Below are 20,611 nucleotides of genomic sequence, written 5' to 3' on the forward strand. Positions count from 1 at the left end.
TCACCTAGCTCTCGGCGGGGACGGTCGCGTCGGTCGATTCGTACTTGGTCTCGAACTCCTGGATGAGCTGCCCCATCTTGGCGTACCAGTCGTTGAGCAACCGCTGCATATCGTCGGCGATCTTCGAGGGATCGGTCGGCGAGTAGACGTGATAGTAACCGCCCTGGTCGTAGTTGACCTGGTCCTTCCGGATGAATCCCGTCTGGAGGAGCCGCTGGACGGCGCGGTAGGCGGTCGATCGTTCCCGATCGACGACCTCGGCGATCTCGTCGACCGTCAGGGGCTCCTCGGCGCGCACGAGCGCCTGAAAGCAGTCCCTATCAAGCTGTTTGAGGCCGTGGAAACACTCGAGCAGGCCCTCACACTCCATATCCTGCTGGAGTTGTTCCGACATCGAGTCTGGCATCGTTACTCGAGTGTTGTCGTCGAGTGCTTAAAAGGCTTGTGTAGATCGTGCAAGGCTACCTCGACCCGGGTCCACCGATTCGCCGACTCACCACGGTGCAGCAGTGAGTTCTCAGCGCGCTCCGGAGTCCCACGTACGAACCCTCACATCACACAGACTCGTCGTGCATCGCCCCCGAATCGTCTCGGATCGTGTCGGCGTCGATCGACCGAATCGGTGACGTTCGGATCAACGAGCGGCGGTAGCTACGGTATCGTGTGCCACAGATCTGACGTACTTATATTGTGTTATACTCCCAAAACTCTTAACTACCGTCGACGCCTAACGAACGATGATGGCAACCAATTCATCGGTCGATGCGAACGGGATGAACCGCGACGAGCCGGTCCACGTGAACGGGCAGGACGCGCTCGACGGGATCGTCGCCGACGGCGGCGTCGTCCTTGTCGACTTTCACGCCGAGTGGTGTGGCCCCTGTAAGATGCTCGAACCGGTCGTCGAGACGCTCGCGGCCGAAACCGACGCCACGGTCGCGAAGGTCGACGTCGACGAGAACCAGGCGCTCGCGAGCGCCTACGGCGTTCGCGGCGTCCCGACGCTCGTCCTGTTCGCCGACGGCGAGCAGGTCGAGGAGGTCGTCGGCGCCCAGCCCGAAGACCAGCTCCGGGCGCTGATCGACCGCCACACCGCCTAACCCGAGCCGAACCCGATCGCCACCGGACGCCCGCCGCGGGCGGCCCGACTCCCGCCGTTTTCGTTCCCTTCTCGCCGATCGGTTGCATCGCGTTCGCCCAGTCGTCGCTCCCGTGACCGATCACCGCCGTCCGCCCGAAAGCGGACGCCAGCCGACGAGGTGATCCGTCAAAGAGATTCGTCAAAGGTGATCCGTCGACGATGACCACGCAGCCGTGATCCCGCGCCGATCGAACTCATAACCTATTCATAAGTTATCGATGGTGGTGGAGGAGTTACGGAGATATAGTATTGTACTATAGACCCACAACCGTTATATCCCCGTAAGCGGTACGATGAAGTGAGCAGAAATGTACGAACTACGAACGACCGTCCGGCGGTCGGATCGGCGAACGGAGGATCGACGACAATGGCGGGACTGACGGTTCCGAGCTGGGACCCGGTCGCGGCACGATTGATCGGGACGGTGCTGCTCGAAGCGATCGTGTTGTACGTCGGGTACGCGGGACTTGAACGGCTCGTGGGACCGGCGATCCTGAACGCGTTGGTTGGGGGTGACGGCGTTGGCAGCGAGTGAGATTCCGGCGACGGACGTCGGAAGTCTGATCGGTGGTGGCCTCGGCGATCTCCTCGGGAGCGTCGGCCTCATCGGGAGTAGCCTCGGCGGCGTCGACGAGTTCTCGGTGTTCGGGACGGGTCCGGAGATGGCGGCGCTGTTCGTCGGGTTCGGGCTCGTCGTCGGGATCCTCTTCGGATTCTTCGGAATGGGCGGGTCCTTCCTCGTGACGCCCGCGTTGTTGCTGTTCGGCTACCAGCCCAGCGTGGCGGTCGGCAGCGGGATGGCCTTCGTCTTCGGGACCGCGGTGATCGCCACCCTGAAACACCACGACCTCGGCCAGGTCGACTACAAGCTGGGCGGGTTGATGATCGTCGGCACGACGATCGGCATCGAGGTCGGTCGGATGACGGTCTTCTACCTGCAGGATCTCGGCCTCGCCGGCGGCGTGATCAACGTCATCTACGTCCTGCTGCTGGGCGGGATCGGCGCGATGGTGACCCGGGACGCACTCTCCGACGACGGGGACGCTGACGAGGAGGCCGACGAGAACTCGGGGGCGGGCGGCCACGGTCACGGCGGATCCGACGAGGACGCCGACCTCTCGAACCACACCCCGCCGGCGATCGCGAAACGGATCCAGGAGACGGTCCGGATCCCGCCGATGGTCACCCTCCGCGGCGACGTTCGCGTCTCCGTGTGGGTGATCACGGCCGTCGCCTTCGCGACCGGGCTCCTCTCGGGGCTGCTCGGCGTCGGCGGCGGGTTCATCCGGATGCCCGCGATGATCTACGCGATCGGCGCGCCCGTGCCGGTCGCGGTCGGTACCGACCTCTTCGAGATCGTCTTCTCGGGCGGGATCGGCAGCTACCTCTACGGACAAAGCGGCGGGGTCGATCTCGGGATCGTCGTGCCGCTGCTGTTCGGCAGCGCGCTCGGCGCCCGGATCGGCTCGGCGGCGACCGCGGTCGTCGATTCCGAGGGCATCACGGTGTACTTCGGCGGAATGCTGCTTGCCGGCTCGGTCGCGGTCGCGATCGGCGAACTCGGCGGGGTCCTGGGGATCGCCCTCCTCGAAACGGTCGGACTGGTGTTGGTGCTGGGCGCCGCCGTGGCCGTCGCCGGCGCGATCGTCGTGACGACGCTGCGGACGCTCCGAACCGGGTCCCGAACGACCTCGGTCGCGGAGTGAGGATTACCACCCCGACACGACCGACGCCGCGATCGACCAGGGAGCCGACGATCGACCGAGAAACGACGATCGACGGGGAACGCTTTTGGCCGCCGGTCGGGTTATCCACGGTATGAGCGAGGACCAGGATCCGGCGCCGGGATCGGTTGACGGCGGCGGCGCCGAAGCGAACGCGACCGGTGAACCGGTCTCGACCGAAGCGGGTGAATCGGAACCGGCCGAGGCGACGGACGAGCCGGACGAGAACGCAAACGAACCTGACGAAACCGACGTCCCCGCGGACGTCCGGAAGTACGAGCGGTTCACGAAGATGGACGGCGCACAGTACGAGCGCGTCAACGAGTTCCTCCGCGACCGGACCTACATCACCGCCCGCGAGTGGGCGATCGCGCGGCTATGTGCCGACTTCCGGACCGAAACGGGCGTCGAGATGACGAAGATCGGCGAGAACCTCCCCGAACTGGTCCCCTTCATGACCGACACCTACACGCCCCAGGCGGTCAATCAGGCGCGCCACTCCTTCGAGGAGAAGGTGACGAAGGCGGGCGCGACGTTCCTCTACGGGGCAATGTGTGGCTTCTTCACCGCCGAGGACCTCGACGAGATGATGTACGAGGTGACCGAGATCGCCAAGTTCCTGATGGAGGTGGAGGGCGTCGATCTCGCCGTCGAGGACGAACTCGAGGCCGAAGAGCGGATCTCGAGCGTGATGCGGGAGGTCCGGGAGTCGAGCCAACGGATCCGCGGCGAGGAGGTACGGTGTCCGGAATGCGGCCACGTGCACGAGGCCAACGCGGAGGAGTGAAGAACCTGCCTGGTTACGTCGAGTGGCGAGGGGTCATAGAGATCGTACCACGGTGGTTTGTTTCAGGATCAGACAACTAAATCAGCCTTGAGACTCTGGTTGCGTATGTACCGGGCTGGTTTCCGAAGGGTGTAGCTTATAAAGACCCAGAAGCTGATCTCCGGCAACAATCACTCTTCTTGGATGGCGTTCCATTTCTCCACGCACTCGGTGCAGAGGTGGCCAGTAAACCCATCAATATCGTACCGTTGAGTCAGTGTATCTTCACCACACCGTTCACACATCATATTTCGTTTACCTCCTCAGCGATGAACGGCTCTAACACCCGGTCTGTGTCGTCCCTTCGACAAAGCACGGTCACGATGTCGTCTGCCTGGATTGTGGTGGTTCCGTCCGGCGTGATCACGCTGTCGCCCCGTTCGACCGCAATTACGAGTGTATCCTCGTCGAGAACCCCCTCTGCGACCGCTTCCTTTAGACTAAGCCCGACTATAGGAGCTTCACTCGAAATAGTCACATCCACAACTTCTGCACCTCCCGTGAGACTGATCACGTCTGTCGGATCGCTTGCGGGACTCTTCCGATCGGGACCGAATGGAGCGTAGGGGACATGCCTTTCAGCCTCTAAGAGCGTTTCATCTTCGACTTCGATACCGAGTCCCGACAGTGCACGCGCAACGCGCCGGAGACTTTCCGTGTCTTCGCCGACAGCCAGGATATGGAGATTCTTACGGCCGGTCATTAGCTCCCGGACGTTGATCACACCTGGAATCGAATGGGCCTCCCGCGCAAGCGACTTGCGCTCCGAGATCGGTGCAGTACAGATGTAGAGGTTCGTCAACCGATCGTCGGCCCGTTCGAAGTCTATCTCGGTGGTGTACGAGCGGATAATCCCGTAGTCTTCGAGTTGGTTGATTCGGTTCCGGATCGTCCCCGACGAGACATTGGTTGCTTCGGCGATCGCCGGTGCTGTTGTGTCGTGTGCGTTGCGCATAAGTTCGTAGATGATACGCCGATCGATTTCATCCAATCGATAATCCATATCATAAAAACGACGGACTGATACTTTATACTACTGCTCAGATTCAGGTTTTAGGAATACATCACCGTAGAAAATATTTGAAACTTATTTGAATGGGTTTTATCTTACAGAATCATCAATCATATCCAGATATTTATATACGAGGCGACTGACACCGTTGTATGAACCGTTCGACCTTCGAATTTTCCAGCCACAGAGGGGTAAGGTATGAACATCCTTGAACACGTACTTCTCCCGGTAGCCCACAAGGAAGATGCTTTGGCCACAGCCAAGGAACTCGAACCATACGAGCCCGAACATGTGACAGTATTACACGTGGTGGAGAAAGGTGGCGGTGTTCCGGACAAGACTCCGGTCGAACAATCGGAAGAATTGGCAGCAGAATCCTATGCGGCTGTCCAGCGCGTCTTCCCCGGCGCAGATACTCATACCGCCTACTCCCGAGATATCGTTGGAGCCATCTTCGATGCTGCTGATGAAGTTGGAGCGAGCGCGATTGTCTATCGCTCCCGCGGTGGCAACCGGATCATGCAGTTTTTGTCCGGTGATCTTTCACTGAAACTCGTCACGAATACGGATCGGCCTGTAATTGCGCTCCCGCAAGACGGCCTCTCCGAATGAGCGACGAGGAACTCGCCAAAGACATCGGGCTAGTCTCGGCTATGACCATCGGTATCGGAACGATGATCGGGGCCGGCATCTTCGTGTTGCCCGGCGTCGCCGCAAATGCCGCCGGACCGATCGTTGTCGTCTCCTTCGTCGTTGGTGGCGTAATCGCAATGGTCAACGCGCTGTCGATCTCGGAACTCGGTACCGCGATGCCGAAAGCTGGCGGGGGCTACTACTACATCAACAAGTCGCTCGGACCGATGTTCGGCTCCATCGCTGGAATGGGTGATTGGATGGGGCTGGCGTTCGCGTCGGCGTTCTACTGTATCGGCTTCGGTCAGTATCTCGCCGTTTTCGTTGGCCTGCCAACGATCGCGTTTCTCAACCCAATTCAACTCGGCGCACTGCTTGCTGGTCTCGTCTTCGTCGGCGTCAACTACATCGGAGCCAAGGAGACCGGTGGCATTCAGACAGTTATCGTCTTCATCTTACTCTCGATTCTTACCGCCTTCGCTATTGCAGGGTTTTCCTCGTTCGAGTACGCGACACTCGCCGGTGAAGGTGGTCTGACGCCGTTCGGTGCTGGCGCAATCTTACCGGGGACGGCGTTGGTCTTTGTCTCATTCCTCGGATATGCCAAGATCGCCACCGTCGCCGAGGAACTGAAAAATCCGGCGCGGAACCTTCCGATAGCGATTATCGGGAGCGTCGCGATCGTCACGGTCATTTACACGATCCTGGTGACGACGATGCTGGGCGTCGTCTCCTGGCCCGAACTCAGCCAAGATGCGCCGGTTGCGCAGGCTGCCGAGTTCGCGTTTCCCGCATCGATTGGGCCAATCGGTGGGGTGGCTGCGGCCGCCGCCGCGGTGATGACGCTTGGCGCGCTGTTGGCGACTGCGTCATCCGCGAACGCCTCGATTCTCGCCTCGGCACGAATCAACTTCGCTATGGGTCGTGACAAAATCGTCACGAACTGGCTCAACGAAATCCACCCCAACTACGCGACGCCTTATCGATCGATCCTCGTCACGGGCGGGTTGATCCTCGTCTTCATCGCGGTTCTGGGGCAAGACATTGAGGTGCTTGCGAAGGCAGCTAGCGTACTACATCTCATCGTGTACGCGTTGATGAACGCAGCACTGATCGTTTTCAGAGAGGCTGACACTCCGGAATACGATCCCGATTTTACGGTTCCACTCTACCCTATTACGCCGATACTCGGCGGGGTACTATCCCTCGGTCTCGTCGCGTTTATGGATGGGATCGAAATCGCGCTCTCGGCGGCGTTCGTGATCGCTGCTGTGATATGGTACTTCGTGTACGCTCGGTACAAAACAGAGCACCAAGGAGTGCTGTCGAATTACATCCGTGGTCGCGATGAAGAACTCCCTGACCAGCTCGTTGAGGCGGCTGACGCCGTCGCACCGACTGGAGAGGAGGGGCCGACGATTATGGTTGCCATAGCAAATCCACGGACTGAGAGTGCGCTCATAACGCTGGCGGGCGCGATTGCGAAGCACAAGGGTGGACGTGTGCTTGCGACACATATCGTCACCGTGCCCGACCAGACATCGCTTGCAACTGCTGGTGAGCACAAAGCAGAACTTGATGCATCATCCGAAAAGTTGCTTACAGAGGCTAAATCAGACGCTGAGGCCTTCGATGTCCCGATCGAAACGAGAACAATTCTTTCACACAGGGGCGTTGCGGAAGTGTTCGATGCTGCACGCTCAAACGATGCCGATACCGTGGTGATGGGCTACGGTGGCACACAATTCGCAGGCGGGCGTGCCGAAGGTACTCTCGAGGAACTAACACACGACCTTCCGTGTGACTTCCTCGTGCTGGACGGTCAATCGCTCGAACTTTCTGATGTGCTCGTGCCGACCGCCGGTGGTCCGTCCTCAGACCTCACTGCAGAGGTCGCCCATGCATTACAGGACACTGTCGATGTGGACGTTTCACTGCTACACATCGTGGAGTCCGGCAACGAAGATGCAGGACGGTCGTTCTTGAGTGAATGGGCGGAGGGCCATCAGTTAGAGAATGCAGAGTTACGAATTGAATCAGGTGATGTAGAGACAGTAATCGGGCAACTGGGGTCCGAGTATAGCTTGGTGATTGTCGGAGCGACAGAGCGGGGCTTACTGTCTCGGATTATTCGTGGCTCGCTGGCATTCGATACGATCGAGCGGCTTGAGACACCAGTGTTGTTAACCGAACGCCCCTCGTCCAGATCGCTCCGGGGACGAATTTTTGGCCGACACTGAGGGCCTATAACGACACAGATGTTCCCTGTGTCTGATATGACCTCTCCGGAATTAACCCCTTTCAGTAACTGCGGATCGAGATGGTTGAATCGTTCTTACAGGACCGTCGGAACGGTCCTCAGACGTCGTCCTTCGGCTCACCCTCGAAGGTGTAGTCGGCGGAGTTGTCCCGCGGTTCGTACCCGAGCACCTCGCGGGCGCGATCGATCGAGTAGTACTTGCGGTCGTTGTCGGAGATCCCGTAGACGATCTCGAAGCCGTAGTCGGCGCGGAGACAGCGGTCGAACAGGTGCGCACAGTCACGGTGGGAGAGCCACATCGCCTGGCCGCGCTCGTACTCGCGAGGCGGGTGGTTCCGGGTCAGGTTCCCGATCCGGACGCAGACGACGTCGATCCCGTACTCGTCGTGGTAATACCGACCGAGCAGCTCGCCGGTCGCCTTCGAGACGCCGTAGAGGTTCGAGGGCCGGGGGAACTCCGTCCCGTCAAGGCGGTAGTCGTCGTCGGTCCGGTACATCCCGGGCGTCCGCTCGTCGGTCTCGTAGTGACCGACGGCGTGGTTCGAGGAGGCGTAGGCGATCCGATCGACGCCGGCGTCGACGGCGGCCTCGAAGACCGTCTGGGTCCCGTCGATGTTGTTCCGGAGCACGCTCTCCCAGGAGGCGTCAGTCCGGGGGTCGCCGGCGAGATGGACCACCGCCTCGACGTCCTCCATCGCCTCCCGGAGCGCGTCCATATCGGTGACGTCGGCGACGTACAGATCGGCATCGGCGACGCGGTCGGGTATCCGGTCGGCGGCGAGCGGTTCCCGGTCAAGCAGTCGCCAGTCGTGTTCGTCGCCGATCCCCCGGAGGATGGCCTGTCCGACCCGTCCTCCCGCACCCGTCAACAGGACTGGCTGTGCCATTCGGATGAGTGTGGGCGGGTGACGGGGAAATATCGTGCGGTTCGCCGGACGTCTACTCCAGTTTCTCGCGGGAGATCGTGACGCCGGTCGGCGCGAGGATGAGCTGGTCGTCGCCCTTCTGAACGATGTCGCCGTCGACCTCCTGGGCGACCTGGCGGAGCTCGTCGACGATGTGTTCGACGGTTCGGTCGGATGTCGAGTGGCGCGTGATGTCGGCGATGACGAGATCGCCGTCGTAGACCGCGTCCTTGATCGGGATGACGTCGCCCTGATCGGCGATCTCAGCGATGTGTACCTGTGTCCGTGCCTCGCCTCGTGCCTCGGCGAAGTCATCGAGATCGAGTTCGACGTAGTCCTCGACCGACCGGTTGCCCCCGCCGCCGAGGATCTTACTCATAATTCCCATACACCCTACTGCCGCCGAGAGAACATTAGTTCTTACGTCAGACACACCGGAATCGCTCGGAAAAACGAGAGGGTCGGATCGGCGTCGACCGTGTCGTGGTCGAGTGGGTCGCGGATCGCGTTCGACCCGGACTGATGAATCGCGCTGGACAGACCGTCGGTGGGGAATGGTGGCGTGTGCTCCGGACGCGGTTACATCATGCCGCCCATGCCGCCGCCCATGCCGCCCATACCGCCGGCGCCGCCGGGCGCGCCGCCCTCGTCGTCGCCGCCCGCGGTGGACAGGTCGCCCGCGGAGATGATGTCGTCGATCTTGAGAACGAGGTTGGCGGCCTCGGTGGCCGAGGAGAGCGCCTGCTCTTTGGCGTGAGCCGTCTCGACGACGCCGGCGTCGAAGGTGTCGACGACGTCGCCGGAGAAGGCGTCGAGCCCGGCGCGGGAGTCGCCCGCCTCGTGAGCCGCGCGGAGGTCGACGAGCAGGTCGATCGCGTCGAGTCCGGCGTTGGCCGCAAGCGTCCGGGGGACGATCTCGAGCGCGTCCGCGAACGCTTCGACGGCCAGCTGCTCGCGACCCTCGATGGAGTCGGCGTGGTCACGGAGCCGGCTGGCGAGTTCGACCTCGATGGCGCCGCCGCCCGCGATGGTGCGGCCGTCGGAGACCGTGGTCGAGACGACGTCGATCGCGTCGTTGATGCCGCGTTCGAGCTCGTCGACGACGTGCTCGGTCGAACCGCGCAGCAGGAGCGTGACGCCGTGGGAGTCCGCGCCCTCGACGTAGAAGAGGCCGTCAGCCGCATCGCGGGAGATGGTGCCGGTCGCGAGGTCGTCGGCTGACAGGTCGTCGATGTCGGTGACGATCGGCGCGCCGAGCACGTTCTTCAGGAACGCGAGGTCGGACTTCTTCACGCGACGGACGGCGAGGATGCCCTCCTTCGCGAGGTAGTGTTGGGCCATGTCGTCGATGCCCTTCTGGCAGAAGACGACGTCGGCGCCGGACTCCGCGATCCGGTCAACCTTCTCGCGCAGCTGCGTCTCCTCCTGGTCGAGGAACTGCTGGAGCTGGTCCGGACTCTCGATGGAGACGGACGTGTCGACGTCGGCGTCCTCGACCTCGATCGGGTCGTCGATCAGGAGGACGTTCGCGGACTCGAAGTCCGTCGGCATTCCGTCCTGGACGGGGTCCTTGTCGATGACCGCACCCGAGAGGAGCTCGGACTCGCTGGCCGGGCTACCGGTCTGGGTCTCGATCTTGAGGTTCTGCAGATCGACCACGTGGGAGCCGTCGTCGGCCTCGACGGTGATGGCCTGGACCGCGCGGACGACGAGGTCCGCGAGGACCTCCTTCTCGAGTTCGGCGCCCTTGCCGGTCATCGAGGTCTCGGCGACCGATTTGATGAGGTCGGTGTCGTCGGGGTCGACCGGCTCGGCGATCTCGTCGACCTGCTGGCGGGCGTACTCGCTGGCGATGTTGAAGCCCTTGATGACCGCCGTCGGGTGAATGTCCTGCTCAATGAGGTCCTCAGCGTTCTTGAGGAGCTCGCCCGCGATCGCGACGGCCGTCGTCGTGCCGTCGCCGGCCTCGTCCTCCTGTGTCTCGGCGACCTCGACGACCATCTCGGCCGTGGGGTTGTCGATGTCCATTTCGGTGAGGATGGTGACGCCGTCGTTCGTGATGGTGACGTCGCCCATCGAGTCGACGAGCATCTTGTCCATCCCTTTCGGTCCGAGCGTCGATCGGACCGCCTCGGCGACCGCGCGCGCCGCCGAAATGTTGTACTCCTGCGCGTCCTTGTCCTTGACGCGCTGGGCGTCCTCGCCCATAATGATCATCGGCTGGCCTTGCTGCATTCGCTGACTCATAGACAGCGAGTGATTGATTGTGATTCTATATAAAGGTGTCGTCACCGGCTCGACTCTCGTCCGACGGGTATCAGCCGAGGAGAGCGAAAACCGCCGGATGGCGATACGGCGTTCCGATCGTCTCCACGATCGAGATCGATCCGGATGGGACACCGAACGGGGACGATATCACTCGTTTAAATGTGGTAACTCGTCGCACGGGGCGGTCACCCCACGAAGCGAGGAATCGCCGTCGAGGACGGCACCGAAAGAAGAAGAACGTCGTCAACGCGATGGAGGTGGACCTGCGGCGAGCGTCCCTCCCGCGGCAGCGGCCGGCGGTCGGAGAGCGATCGGACGACGGTCGAACGACGATCGACGACGGTCGGAAAACGATCGGAAGACGGTCGGACGACGATCGGTGAACGGCCTACTCCGCCTCGTCCTCGACGAGGAGCTCGGAATCGATCGATTCCTCCTCCGGGTCCGGTGGCTCCTCCTCCGCGGTGAGTTCCTGCTCGGCGAGACGATTCTCGAGCTGGCGACGCTTGTTCTTCCCCTTCTTTTCGCGTCCGGATTTCGTGTCTGGCATCGTTGGTTGTGCTAACACCACACATACATAAGAACGTTTCCACGGATTGTGGACGATCGGCGGATTCACATCCACATAATCGGCCGAACGATGGCGGCAGCAGAGACCCATCGATCGCCGAGATCCAACGACCACCTTTTTAAAGCATCCAGCCGTCGATCCGTCCGTTGATGACCGATCCGAAGGACACGATCACGATCGAGAACGTCGTCGCCTCGACGGGGATCGGCCAGGAGCTCGACCTCGAGAGCGTCGCGATGGACCTTGAGGGCGCGGACTACGACCCCGAACAGTTCCCCGGGCTCGTTTACCGCACCCAGTCGCCGAAATCGGCGGCGCTCATCTTCCGGTCGGGAAAGATCGTCTGTACCGGCGCGAAGTCGACGGACGCGGTCCACGAGAGCCTCCACATCGTCTTCGACGAACTGCGCGCACTCGAGATTCCGGTCGAGGACGATCCCGAGATCACGGTTCAGAACATCGTCACCTCCGCGGACCTCGGCGACGACCTCAACCTGAACGCGATCGCGATCGGCCTCGGATTGGAACACATCGAGTACGAGCCCGAGCAGTTCCCCGGACTCGTCTACCGGCTGGATGACCCCGACGTCGTCGCGCTGCTGTTCGGCTCCGGCAAGCTCGTGATCACCGGCGGCAAGGAGCCGGCCGACGCCGAACGCGCCGTCGACGTCATCGTCGACCGGCTCGAGGAACTCGGACTGTTCGGCTGACTCGCGATGGCACTGATCTCGCTTCCGCTGCAGACCGGACCCAGTCCGATCGCCGTTCTCGGAACCCTCCTGCTCTTCTCGATGGGACTCGCGGTGACGGCTCACGTCGCAGCCCGGTACGTCGTCGGCGACGCCGACCCGAAACGCGCCCTCCTCGTGGGGCCGTGGCCCGCGATGGTGAGCGTCGTCGGCGGGACGATGACGCTCCCCGCCGCGGTCACCCTCCCCGTCGCGATCGCCCTCGATGCCGCCGCGATCCGGTGGGCCTACGGCGGGACACGGCGACGCACCGCGATCATCACGGTCGTCCACTTCACGGTGACCGCCCTCGTGACCCTGATCGTCCTCGTCGCCTCGATCATCTGGGCGAGCCGGCCGACGTGACCGGAGCGCTCGAATCCGGCTGACGCAACCGGCTCGTTCGAACCCGGCCGACGTGATCGACGTCGAGGTGGCTACCACGCCGACATTTTTACCCGTTGCCGCGTCATCGAACGATGAATGCCGCCCCGAACCCGAGTCGGCCGAATAGTTCCGGATCCGGTCCGGCGAGTCCTCTGGAACGATGCAGAGGCACGACCGCGCATGCCGGTCCGACTCACCCTCGCGGTCGCAGTGTTCCTCGTGGTCGCGATCGGCGTCAGTCTCGCGGCCGGTATCCTCCCGCTGCCGGTGCCCGGCGGATCCGCCGCGCTCGTCGGCGTCGGGGCGGCGAGCCTGGCCGTGACGGTCCTCGGCTGCGTCGTGGCCGCCCGGGTGGTCGACCGGCGCCCGCTCACCGATTACGGGCTCCGAATCGGCCGGGAGTGGTGGATCGACTGCGGGTTCGGGCTCGCGCTCGGTGCAGTCCTGCAGGCCGGGATCTTCCTCGCCGGCTGGGCCGCGGGCTGGTACGTCCCCCGCGGAACGCTCGTCTCGCGGTCGGGCGAGTCGTTCCTGCTCGGGATCGCGGGCGTGATCGCGTTCTTCCTGGCGGTCGGCGTCTACGAGGAGCTGCTGGTCCGCGGCTGGCTGCTCACGAACCTCGCGGAGGGATTCCGCCTCGTCGGGGACCGGACCGCCGCAGGGTTGGCGACGGTCCTGTCGGCGGGCGTCTTCGGCGTCCTCCACGCCACGAATCCGAACGCAACCACGCTCTCGACCACGATCATCGGCCTGGCGGGGGTGTTTCTCGCGCTCGGCTACCTCCTCACCGGGGAGCTCGCGATCCCGATCGGCGTCCACGTGACGTGGAACCTCACGCAGGGCGCGGTGTTCGGCTTCGGCGTCTCCGGCGTCTCCCTGCCGGTCACCGTGGTCGAGACCCAGGTCGTCGGACCGTCGGTCCTCACCGGCGGCCAGTTCGGGCCCGAAGGTGGCGTCCTCGGGCTGGCCGGCGTCATCCTCGGCTGTGTGGCGATCGCGTGGTGGGTCCGCCGGCGGACCGGACGTCTCCGGCTCCATCCGGCCGTGACCGCTCCCGAGCTACTGGACGGGGAGGGCGAGGGATCGGACGGTGAAGACGAGGGATCGGACGGTGAAAGCGAGGGATCCGACGACGGGAGCGACGTCGAGGCCGACTGATCGCCCCACCCCCACGCAGTTGCCCCCCATCCCGCTCACTCGACCAGTCGTTCGATCTCGGTGACGAGGATCCCGCTCGCCCCGACGTCCTTGAGGTCGGTGATGACCGAGAAGACGTCGCGTTCGTCGACGACCGCGTGGACCGCCACGGTCCCGTTCCCGTTCTCGTCGGCCTCGACGTCCATCACCGTCGGGCCGCCGAGCCCGGGAAGGACGTCCTTGACCGCCGGAAGCTGCGCTTTCGGGGCGTTCATCATCAGGTACCGTTTGTCCTCGGCGGCGAGAACGGACTCGACGGCGGTCACGACCTGTTGCACCTTCGCGTCGTCGACCACGTCCGGCCGGGCGAACAGGCGCACCGAGGAGTCGAGCACCTCGTCGATGACCGCGAGACGGTTCACCCGCAGCGTCGTGCCGGTCGAGGTGATGTCGACGATGGCGTCGGCCATGTCGACGTGGGGGGTGAGTTCGGTCGCGCCGGTGACGGTGACGATCTCGGCATCGACGCCGACCGACTCGAAGTACGACCGCGTGATCGTGGGGAACTCGGTCGCCACCGTCCGCCCCTCCAGGTCCGCGACCGACTCGATCCCGCCGTCCTCCGGCGCGGCGAGGACGAGCCGACAGGACCCGTACTCGAGGTCCAGCAGGTCGACGAGGGCGTTCTCCTCCACTGCGTCGTCGGCATCGGAGTCCCCCCCTCGGGCCGCGGCCGCGGTCTCGATCACGCCCCCGGATTCGGTGGCCTGATCGAGCCCGGTGATGCCGAGATCGGCGGCGCCGTCGCGGACGTATTCGGGGATGTCGGCGGCGCGCGCGTACAGGATCGAGACGTCGGGGTCGACGGTATCGGCGTACAGCTGCCGGTCCGCCGTCCGCTCGACGTGCAGTCCGGCGCGTTCGAGCAGCTCGATCGTCGGCTCGTGGAGACGGCCCTTGTTGGGGACGGCGATGCGCATACCCGACCAACGCGGGGCGGGTGGAAACCGTTTTCGTCCCGCGCGATCCCCGCGATCACGGTCCGTGTTCGATCCGCGGGCGTCTCACCGGCGTCCATCACACCGGCGTCAGTCTCACCGGCGTCCGTCGATCGCTTCATCGCCGCCGGCATCGGTGACGTCGATGACGTGGACGTCGGCCGGATCGAAACGGACCGACACCGCCCCCGAAAGCGGGTCACGCGTCCGGCCCACGAGCGACCGGGCGTTCCAGCGAAGGTGAACCCGCGTCGTCTCGCCGAGGAACTCGGCGCTCTCGACCGTGGCCTCCAGGGCGTTCGTGGCGGCGGGTGCTCGGCTCGCGTCCGGGTCTCGGTCGAACCGAAGGTTCTCCGGCCGCACGCAGACGGTGAGTCGGTCCCCAACGTGGACGGATCGTCCACCGTCGTCGGCGGGACGGTCCGGCAGGGCGACCCGGATCGGCGCGCCGTCGATCTCGAGCGTCGCGACCCGGTCGCCGTGATCGCCGCGGTCACCGTGATCGCTGCGATCGTCGCGGTCGCCGACCGTACCGTCGTCCGCCGCGTCGTCCGCCGCGGCGACGTCGCGAACGGTCCCCGACAGCACGTTGTTGTCGCCGATGAACTCGGCGACGAACCGAGTCGCCGGCTCCCGATAGACGCGTCTGGGTGTGGCGACCTGTTCGATACGCCCCCCGTTCATCACGGCGACGCGGTCGGAGACGGCGAGCGCCTCCTCCTGGTCGTGGGTGACGTAGACGGTGGTGATGTCCAGTTCGCGCTGGATCGACCGGACCTGCATCCGGAGGCGCTCGCGAAGCTTCGCGTCGAGCGCACTCATCGGTTCATCGAGCAACAGGACCTGCGGCCCCGGAGCGAGCGCCCGGGCGATCGCGACACGCTGGCGCTGCCCACCCGACAGTTCGTCCGGATCGCGGTCAGCCATCCCCGACAAGTCGACGAGATCGAGCAGCTCCTGGACGCGCTCCGTCCGGGAGACGTCCCCGGGTGGATCCGCGAACCGGAGCCCGTAGGCGACGTTCTCGCCGACGGTCATGTGCGGGAACAGCGCATAGTTCTGGAAGACGACGCCGACATCGCGTTCCTCGGGCGGGACGCCTGCGACGTCCCGGTCGCCGAACCGGAGCGTGCCCGAGGAGGGAGTCTCGAAGCCGCCGATCAGTCGGAGGGTGGTCGTCTTGCCGCAGCCCGAGGGACCCACGAGCGTGAAGAACTCGCCCTGCCGGACGCGCAGGGAGACCCCATCGACCGCGGTCGTGTCGCCGTACCGGCGCGTGACGTCGGCGAGCTCGAGGGCGATCGAGGGGTCCGCAGGGGGGCCGGGGTCAGATCCCACCGTGATCACCCCCGAGCCGGTCGATCACGACGAAGCTCGCCGTGGTGACGAACAGGAGGACGACGCCCATCGCGGTCGCGGGGCCGAGCCGGCGGCCGATGAACCGTTCGATCGCGATCGGCATCGTGTACTGGTCGGTCCCGGTCGCGAGCACGACGGTGGCCGAGAACTCGCCGGTCGAGATCGCGAACGCGAACGCCGCGCCGGCGACGACGCCGGGCCAGACGAGCGGGAGTTCGACGTCGAGAAGCGCCCGGAGGCGGGACGCCCCGAGCGCCCGAGCCGACTCGACAAGCGACCGGTCGAGCGACTCGAGCCCCGGCGCGACGGTCCGCACCACGAACGGGTAGCCGGCCACGGCGTGGGCGGCGACGATCGCGACCGCCCCGCCGACCGCGATCCGGGTCCCCGCGATCTCCACGCCGAAGACGAGCCCCCGGAGGAGACCGAGTCCGACGATGATCCCGGAGACGGCAAGCGGGGCCATCGCCACGGCGTCGACCAGCTTTCGACCGCGGTACTCCCGAGTCGTCAACACGGAGACGACCACGCCCATCGGGAGCGCGACCGCGAGCGCGGCGAGCCCGAACAGCAGCGAGTTCCGGACGGCGTCCCACGGCCGCACCTGAAACGCCGCCCCGGTTCGCTGTCGCTCCACCAGGAACCGGTAATGCTCGAGGGTGACGCCGGTGGGACCGGTCAGGCTGGCCCAGACCATACTCGCGATCGGCGCGAGAAACACGAGCGCGGCGACCAGGGCGTAGACGGCGAGGCCGGCGCGCGGCAGGAGCTCGCGCAGGGATCCGGCCCGAAGCCCCGACGGCGGGCGAAGCGATCGACGAGGAAGGGGGCGGGCCCCACGGGACCGGACCGTATGGGCGGCCTCGTACCGGAGGTAGCCGTACAGCAGCGTCAGCGAGATGGCCAGCTCAACGAGCGCGAGCGCGGCCGCCTCGGCGTACTCGAGGTCGCGAACGAGCCGATAGACGAACACCTCGACGGTCGCGAGTTCGAACCCGCCGAGCGCGAGCACGATCGGGAAGCTCCCGAAGGTGAACACGAACGAGAGCGCGGCGCCGAGGAGGACCGCCGGATAGACCTGTGGCGCGACCACGTCGACGAAGGCACGAAGCGGGCTCGCGCCGAGGCTGCGCGCGGTCTCGACCGCGCTCGCGTCGACCGACTCCCAGGCGGCGGTCGTCACGCGCGTGACGAGCGGCGCGTTGTAGAAGGCGTGAGCGATGACGATCGCCTCGAGCGTGTACAGGAGTTCGAGGCGGGGGAGCCCGACAGCCGTCAGGACGGCGTTGAGCGTGCCCGTCCGGCCGAACGTGGCGACGAAGCCCGCCGCGACCATGATCGACGGGAGCACGAACGGGAGGATCGTCACCGACCGCAACGTCCGGCGGCCGGGGAACTCGAACCGGGCCAGCAAGTAGGCGCCCGGAAGACCCAGCGCAACGCTTGCAAGCGTCGACAGCGCCGCCTGATAGGCGGTGAATCCCACGATCCCGAGCTGCCGGTCAGCGCTCAGGACGTCCCGGAGGACCGCTCCCGGTGACTCACCCGCCAGCAGCCTGGCGAGGTCGCCGAAATAGAACGGATCCTGGAGGATCCGCCGGAACGCCGCGAGCGTGGGCGTGCCGTCGACGACGACCGCCTCGATCAGGACGGTGGTGACGGGGTAGTAGAACACGACGGCGAGCACGAGGACCGTGGGGATCGCCAGCGCCGCGAGCGCGTGGCCCTCAAGACGTCGGCGGATCCGATCGCCGAGGGCGAGGAGGGATGCGGGGACGGTCACGGATCGACATCGACCTCCAGTCGACTCCGCCACCGGTCGCGAGATCGGCGACGTCGATCGCGGGACCGCTGATCGCCAGGATCGGCGTCGGAGCGACCCACATTGGAGCGACCCATACCGGAACGGCCCACATTGGAGCGACCCATACCGGAACGGCCCACATTGGAGCGACCCACATCGGAGCAACCAGGGTCGAGACGCCCGTCAGTCGTCACCGGCGAACTGGCGCTCCCAGTCGTCGATCCAGCCATCGAGCGAGCCTTGGAGGTCGGCATACGTGAAGGTGACCGGTTCGGGCGGCTCGTGGGCGAGGTCGGCGTAGTCGTCCGGGAGCTCCGCCGTCTCGGTCGCGGGGAACTGGACGTTCCGCTGAGCGATCTCCCCCTGGACGTCCGGGCGGAGCACGAACGACATAAACTCCCGAGCGAGATCGGGGTCGGCGGCGTCGGCGAAGGTCGCCATCCCCTCCGGGTTCGCGTAGCCCTGGTCGTTGAAAAACCGGATCTGATGCTCCTCGAGGTTCGCGTCGCTCTGGGCGGCGAACACCTGGTCCGTCGAGTAGGAGACGACCATCGGCGCCTCGCCGGCGGACCAGGCGTCGTAGGCGTCGCTCCAGGTCCCGAGCACGCGGACGTCGTTGGCCTGGAGGTCCGCCCAGTAGTCGAGGTAGTCGTAGTCGCCGCCGACGCCGAACTCGTGGATCGTGTGCAGCAGAAACGCGCGTCCGGTGTCGCTGCCAGGGGTTTGGGCGATCAGGTCCCCGCGGTGGTCCTCCTCGAGCAGTCCCTCGAAGGTCTCGGGCGCCTCCGTCGCGGTGCCGTCGTACACGAGGCTGATGTAGCCGGTGTCGTAGGGGACCGCCCGGTCGTTGGGATCGAAATCGAGGCCGGATTTGACGTCGTCGCGTCCCTCGACATCGCCGGCCTCGGCGAACAGGTCGCCATCGACGTTCTCGTCGATCTGGACCATATCGTCCGGGTTGAGACCGAGGTAGAGGTCCGCCTCGACGTCGACGCCCGCGTTGTGGCGCTCGATGTAGTAGTTGAGGCCGTTCGGCGGGGTCTGCCAGACGAGTTCCGCGCCCGTCTCTGCCTCGAAGGCGTCCTTGAGCCACGCGCCCGGGCTCGTCGACGGCGCGTCGATGAACGCGCCGTAGGTCCCGACGACGAGGGTCCGATCGCCGTCGCCGGTGGTCGTCCCGTTTTCGCCGCCGCTCTCCTCGGTGGGCCCCTCAAAGGAGGCACAGCCCGCGATCCCAACGGCGGCGGCCGTCCCAGCGGCCGATAGGAACGATCGCCGGTCAACGTTATCGTCCGTCATTACCGGGTTGTTTCTCCGAGTGGTATTTAAACGCCGTGCTTCAACGGGTGCGTTCGGAGCCGAACGGTCCCGCCGATGACCGGTACCGATATGTTGATCACGTGCCAATAACGGGGCGGTGACGGCGAGTCGACGATCGAGGTCGAGGCCGGCCACGAAGCGACCCAGTACACCTACCGAGGGTCGTTCCCGCTGACGGCACCGGTCGACGTCGGCGGCGGGATGACCCGGACCGTCCCCGGATCGGTGGAGATGGAGGATCGCGTCGCCGTCTGGCACGATGGGACCGACGTCCTGCTGGCTGGTGGGGCGTACCCGGTGGAGCGGATCACGGCCGCGATCGACGAGGCGTTACCGGCGGGTGCGCCCGACGCCGACACGCTCGTCGAGGACGAGACGCTGGCGGCCGACCCGACCGCCTTCGAGGAGGACGTCGGGACGCTCATCGTCGCGGTCGAGTGACGGGTCGGGTCGGCGGAGCGGCCGGCCGATCGTGCGCCCCGATTTATAAGCCCTCGTGACGCAGGGACACACGATGGTCAAGCGACGGTACGTGCTCGGCGGGCTGCTGGTGTTCGCCGCGCTCGTGGCCGCGGTGTTGCTCTGGGAGGTCGCCGGAACGGTCTTCTTCGCGATCACCGTCGCGTACGTGCTTTCGCCGATCCGGCGGTCGCTCCGGAACCGTGGCGCATCACGGCGGATCGCCTCCGTCGCGGCGACGGTCGTCGGCTTCCTCGGCACGCTCGTCCTCCTGGCGCCGCTCGGGATCGTGTTGTTTCTCCGGCTGGACGCCGTGATCGCGTACCTCAACGAGGCGCCGGAGACGATCCCGATCATAGTCGGGGACTGGTCGACCACGATCGTGACCGCGGACGTGATCGATTCGGCGATCGGTCAGTTGCTCTCGGCCGCGACCGAGATCGCCGCGGCGATGCCGGTGTTGCTCATCAAGTTCGCGCTGTTCGTCTTCGTGGTCTATTCGGTGCTCTACTACGAACAGCGAACCCGGAAGGCGATCATCGCGGTCGTCCCCCCGGCCTATCGGGATCTCGCGGACGCGCTTCATCGGCGGGCACAGCGAACGCTCTACGGGATCTACGTCGTGCAGGCGGCCACGGGGATCGGGACCTTTTTGATCGCCATTCCGGTCTTTTTCGTCTTCGGCTATCCCTCGCCGGTGATGCTCGCGGCGGTGGCGGGGATCCTCCAGTTCGTCCCGGTGGTCGGGCCCATACTGCTCATCGCAGCGCTGGCGGCGACCCACGTCATCGCCGGGGACCTGGTGCTTGCGGTGGCGATCCTCGTGATCGGCGGCGGCGTGATCGGATGGATCCCGGATCTGGCGATCCGGACGCGGCTGGCGGCCGAAACGGCCGAGCTGGCGGCGAGCCTCTACTTCATCGGGTTCGTCGGCGGCGTCCTGACGACGGGGCCGATCGGCGTGATCGCCGGGCCGCTCGCGGTGGCGACCGTCTCCGAGGTCGCGACCCAGCTCTCCGAGGAATTCAACCGGCTTCCAGTGAGCGAACGGCGGTAAGTCGGCAGGGGCGGATGGAACC

Annotated in this window: 21 protein-coding genes; 11 read left to right on the plus strand and 10 right to left on the minus strand. The window is 65.1% G+C overall.

Going from position 1 to position 20,611, the window contains the following annotated elements:
- Window positions 1-4: 4 nt before the first annotated feature.
- Window positions 5-406 (minus strand): helix-turn-helix domain-containing protein, encoded by a 402-nt coding sequence (locus tag OQF70_RS00785; RefSeq protein ID WP_280535328.1) that lies wholly within the window; start codon window positions 404-406, stop codon window positions 5-7.
- 334 nt (window positions 407-740) lie between these two features.
- Here OQF70_RS00785 and trxA point away from each other — a divergent pair, with 334 nt between their 5' ends.
- The 4 genes from trxA to OQF70_RS00805 all read left to right on the plus strand — a co-directional run bounded on the left by trxA (window position 741) and on the right by OQF70_RS00805 (window position 3,652).
- Entirely contained in the window at window positions 741-1,100 is a 360-nt protein-coding gene (gene trxA / locus OQF70_RS00790; protein ID WP_280535329.1) for a thioredoxin, read from the plus strand.
- Between the two features lie 408 nt (window positions 1,101-1,508).
- A complete protein-coding gene (locus OQF70_RS00795) occupies window positions 1,509-1,676 on the plus strand; it encodes a hypothetical protein (protein WP_280535330.1) in 168 nt (55 codons plus the stop codon).
- A gap of 127 nt (window positions 1,677-1,803) precedes the next feature.
- Window positions 1,804-2,847, plus strand: coding sequence for a sulfite exporter TauE/SafE family protein (locus OQF70_RS00800; RefSeq protein ID WP_280535494.1), 1,044 nt, complete (start codon window positions 1,804-1,806; stop codon window positions 2,845-2,847).
- 112 nt (window positions 2,848-2,959) lie between these two features.
- Window positions 2,960-3,652 (plus strand): DUF5806 family protein, encoded by a 693-nt coding sequence (locus tag OQF70_RS00805; protein ID WP_280535331.1) that lies wholly within the window; start codon window positions 2,960-2,962, stop codon window positions 3,650-3,652.
- 283 nt (window positions 3,653-3,935) lie between these two features.
- On the opposite strand, the gene OQF70_RS00810 is transcribed toward OQF70_RS00805, so the two are convergent.
- Window positions 3,936-4,694, minus strand: coding sequence for an Lrp/AsnC family transcriptional regulator (locus OQF70_RS00810; RefSeq protein WP_280535332.1), 759 nt, complete (start codon window positions 4,692-4,694; stop codon window positions 3,936-3,938).
- A 207-nt stretch (window positions 4,695-4,901) separates the two neighbouring features.
- Here OQF70_RS00810 and OQF70_RS00815 point away from each other — a divergent pair, with 207 nt between their 5' ends.
- Together OQF70_RS00815 and OQF70_RS00820 are read left to right on the plus strand one after the other, a co-directional pair.
- Window positions 4,902-5,315, plus strand: coding sequence for a universal stress protein (locus OQF70_RS00815; RefSeq protein WP_280535333.1), 414 nt, complete (start codon window positions 4,902-4,904; stop codon window positions 5,313-5,315).
- On the plus strand, window positions 5,312-7,576 hold the full coding sequence (locus tag OQF70_RS00820; protein ID WP_280535334.1) for an amino acid permease: 2,265 nt from the start codon (window positions 5,312-5,314) through the stop codon (window positions 7,574-7,576). The genes OQF70_RS00815 and OQF70_RS00820 overlap by 4 nt, the downstream gene beginning before the upstream one ends.
- Window positions 7,577-7,694: 118 nt before the next feature.
- Here the strand turns inward: OQF70_RS00820 and azf are convergent, their stop codons facing one another.
- The 4 genes from azf to OQF70_RS00840 form a co-directional block, all read right to left on the minus strand.
- On the minus strand, window positions 7,695-8,483 hold the full coding sequence (gene azf / locus OQF70_RS00825; RefSeq protein ID WP_280535335.1) for an NAD-dependent glucose-6-phosphate dehydrogenase Azf: 789 nt from the start codon (window positions 8,481-8,483) through the stop codon (window positions 7,695-7,697).
- Window positions 8,484-8,535: 52 nt separating this feature from the next.
- Window positions 8,536-8,889, minus strand: coding sequence for a cell division protein SepF (gene sepF, locus OQF70_RS00830; protein ID WP_092812795.1), 354 nt, complete (start codon window positions 8,887-8,889; stop codon window positions 8,536-8,538).
- 191 nt (window positions 8,890-9,080) lie between these two features.
- The gene (thsB, locus tag OQF70_RS00835; protein ID WP_280535495.1) at window positions 9,081-10,736 is read right to left on the minus strand and encodes a thermosome subunit beta; all 1,656 of its coding nucleotides are present in this window, start codon (window positions 10,734-10,736) and stop codon (window positions 9,081-9,083) included.
- A gap of 421 nt (window positions 10,737-11,157) precedes the next feature.
- Window positions 11,158-11,319: a hypothetical protein gene (locus tag OQF70_RS00840; RefSeq protein WP_177167385.1), complete on the minus strand. Its 162-nt coding sequence runs from the start codon at window positions 11,317-11,319 to the stop codon at window positions 11,158-11,160.
- Between the two features lie 170 nt (window positions 11,320-11,489).
- Here OQF70_RS00840 and OQF70_RS00845 point away from each other — a divergent pair, with 170 nt between their 5' ends.
- The 3 genes from OQF70_RS00845 to OQF70_RS00855 all read left to right on the plus strand — a co-directional run bounded on the left by OQF70_RS00845 (window position 11,490) and on the right by OQF70_RS00855 (window position 13,613).
- A complete protein-coding gene (locus tag OQF70_RS00845; protein ID WP_092812789.1) occupies window positions 11,490-12,050 on the plus strand; it encodes a TATA-box-binding protein in 561 nt (186 codons plus the stop codon).
- 6 nt (window positions 12,051-12,056) lie between these two features.
- Window positions 12,057-12,434 carry a hypothetical protein gene (locus tag OQF70_RS00850; protein WP_280535336.1) on the plus strand — a complete coding sequence of 126 codons (378 nt, stop codon included), beginning with the start codon at window positions 12,057-12,059 and terminating at the stop codon, window positions 12,432-12,434.
- Window positions 12,435-12,635: 201 nt separating this feature from the next.
- Complete coding sequence (locus tag OQF70_RS00855) at window positions 12,636-13,613, plus strand: type II CAAX endopeptidase family protein (protein ID WP_280535337.1); 978 nt, start codon at window positions 12,636-12,638, stop codon at window positions 13,611-13,613.
- Between the two features lie 35 nt (window positions 13,614-13,648).
- Here the strand turns inward: OQF70_RS00855 and hisG are convergent, their stop codons facing one another.
- The 4 genes from hisG to OQF70_RS00875 all read right to left on the minus strand — a co-directional run bounded on the left by hisG (window position 13,649) and on the right by OQF70_RS00875 (window position 19,052).
- The gene (gene hisG / locus OQF70_RS00860) at window positions 13,649-14,572 is read right to left on the minus strand and encodes an ATP phosphoribosyltransferase (protein ID WP_280535338.1); all 924 of its coding nucleotides are present in this window, start codon (window positions 14,570-14,572) and stop codon (window positions 13,649-13,651) included.
- A 114-nt stretch (window positions 14,573-14,686) separates the two neighbouring features.
- A complete protein-coding gene (locus OQF70_RS00865) occupies window positions 14,687-15,928 on the minus strand; it encodes an ABC transporter ATP-binding protein (protein WP_280535339.1) in 1,242 nt (413 codons plus the stop codon).
- The gene (locus OQF70_RS00870) at window positions 15,918-17,732 is read right to left on the minus strand and encodes an iron ABC transporter permease (protein ID WP_280535340.1); all 1,815 of its coding nucleotides are present in this window, start codon (window positions 17,730-17,732) and stop codon (window positions 15,918-15,920) included. The genes OQF70_RS00865 and OQF70_RS00870 overlap by 11 nt, the downstream gene beginning before the upstream one ends.
- Window positions 17,733-17,936: 204 nt before the next feature.
- Window positions 17,937-19,052 (minus strand): thiamine ABC transporter substrate-binding protein, encoded by a 1,116-nt coding sequence (locus OQF70_RS00875; protein ID WP_280535341.1) that lies wholly within the window; start codon window positions 19,050-19,052, stop codon window positions 17,937-17,939.
- 222 nt (window positions 19,053-19,274) lie between these two features.
- Between OQF70_RS00875 and OQF70_RS00880 the strand changes: the two genes are divergently transcribed.
- Both OQF70_RS00880 and OQF70_RS00885 read left to right on the plus strand, forming a co-directional pair.
- Window positions 19,275-19,514, plus strand: a complete 240-nt coding sequence (locus OQF70_RS00880) for a hypothetical protein (RefSeq protein ID WP_280535342.1) — start codon at window positions 19,275-19,277, stop codon at window positions 19,512-19,514.
- 73 nt (window positions 19,515-19,587) lie between these two features.
- Window positions 19,588-20,589, plus strand: a complete 1,002-nt coding sequence (locus tag OQF70_RS00885; RefSeq protein WP_280535343.1) for an AI-2E family transporter — start codon at window positions 19,588-19,590, stop codon at window positions 20,587-20,589.
- Window positions 20,590-20,611 lie beyond the last annotated feature (22 nt).

It is taken from the genome of Halopenitus sp. POP-27, assembly GCF_029889855.1.
In the GTDB taxonomy this organism is placed as follows: domain Archaea; phylum Halobacteriota; class Halobacteria; order Halobacteriales; family Haloferacaceae; genus Halopenitus; species Halopenitus malekzadehii.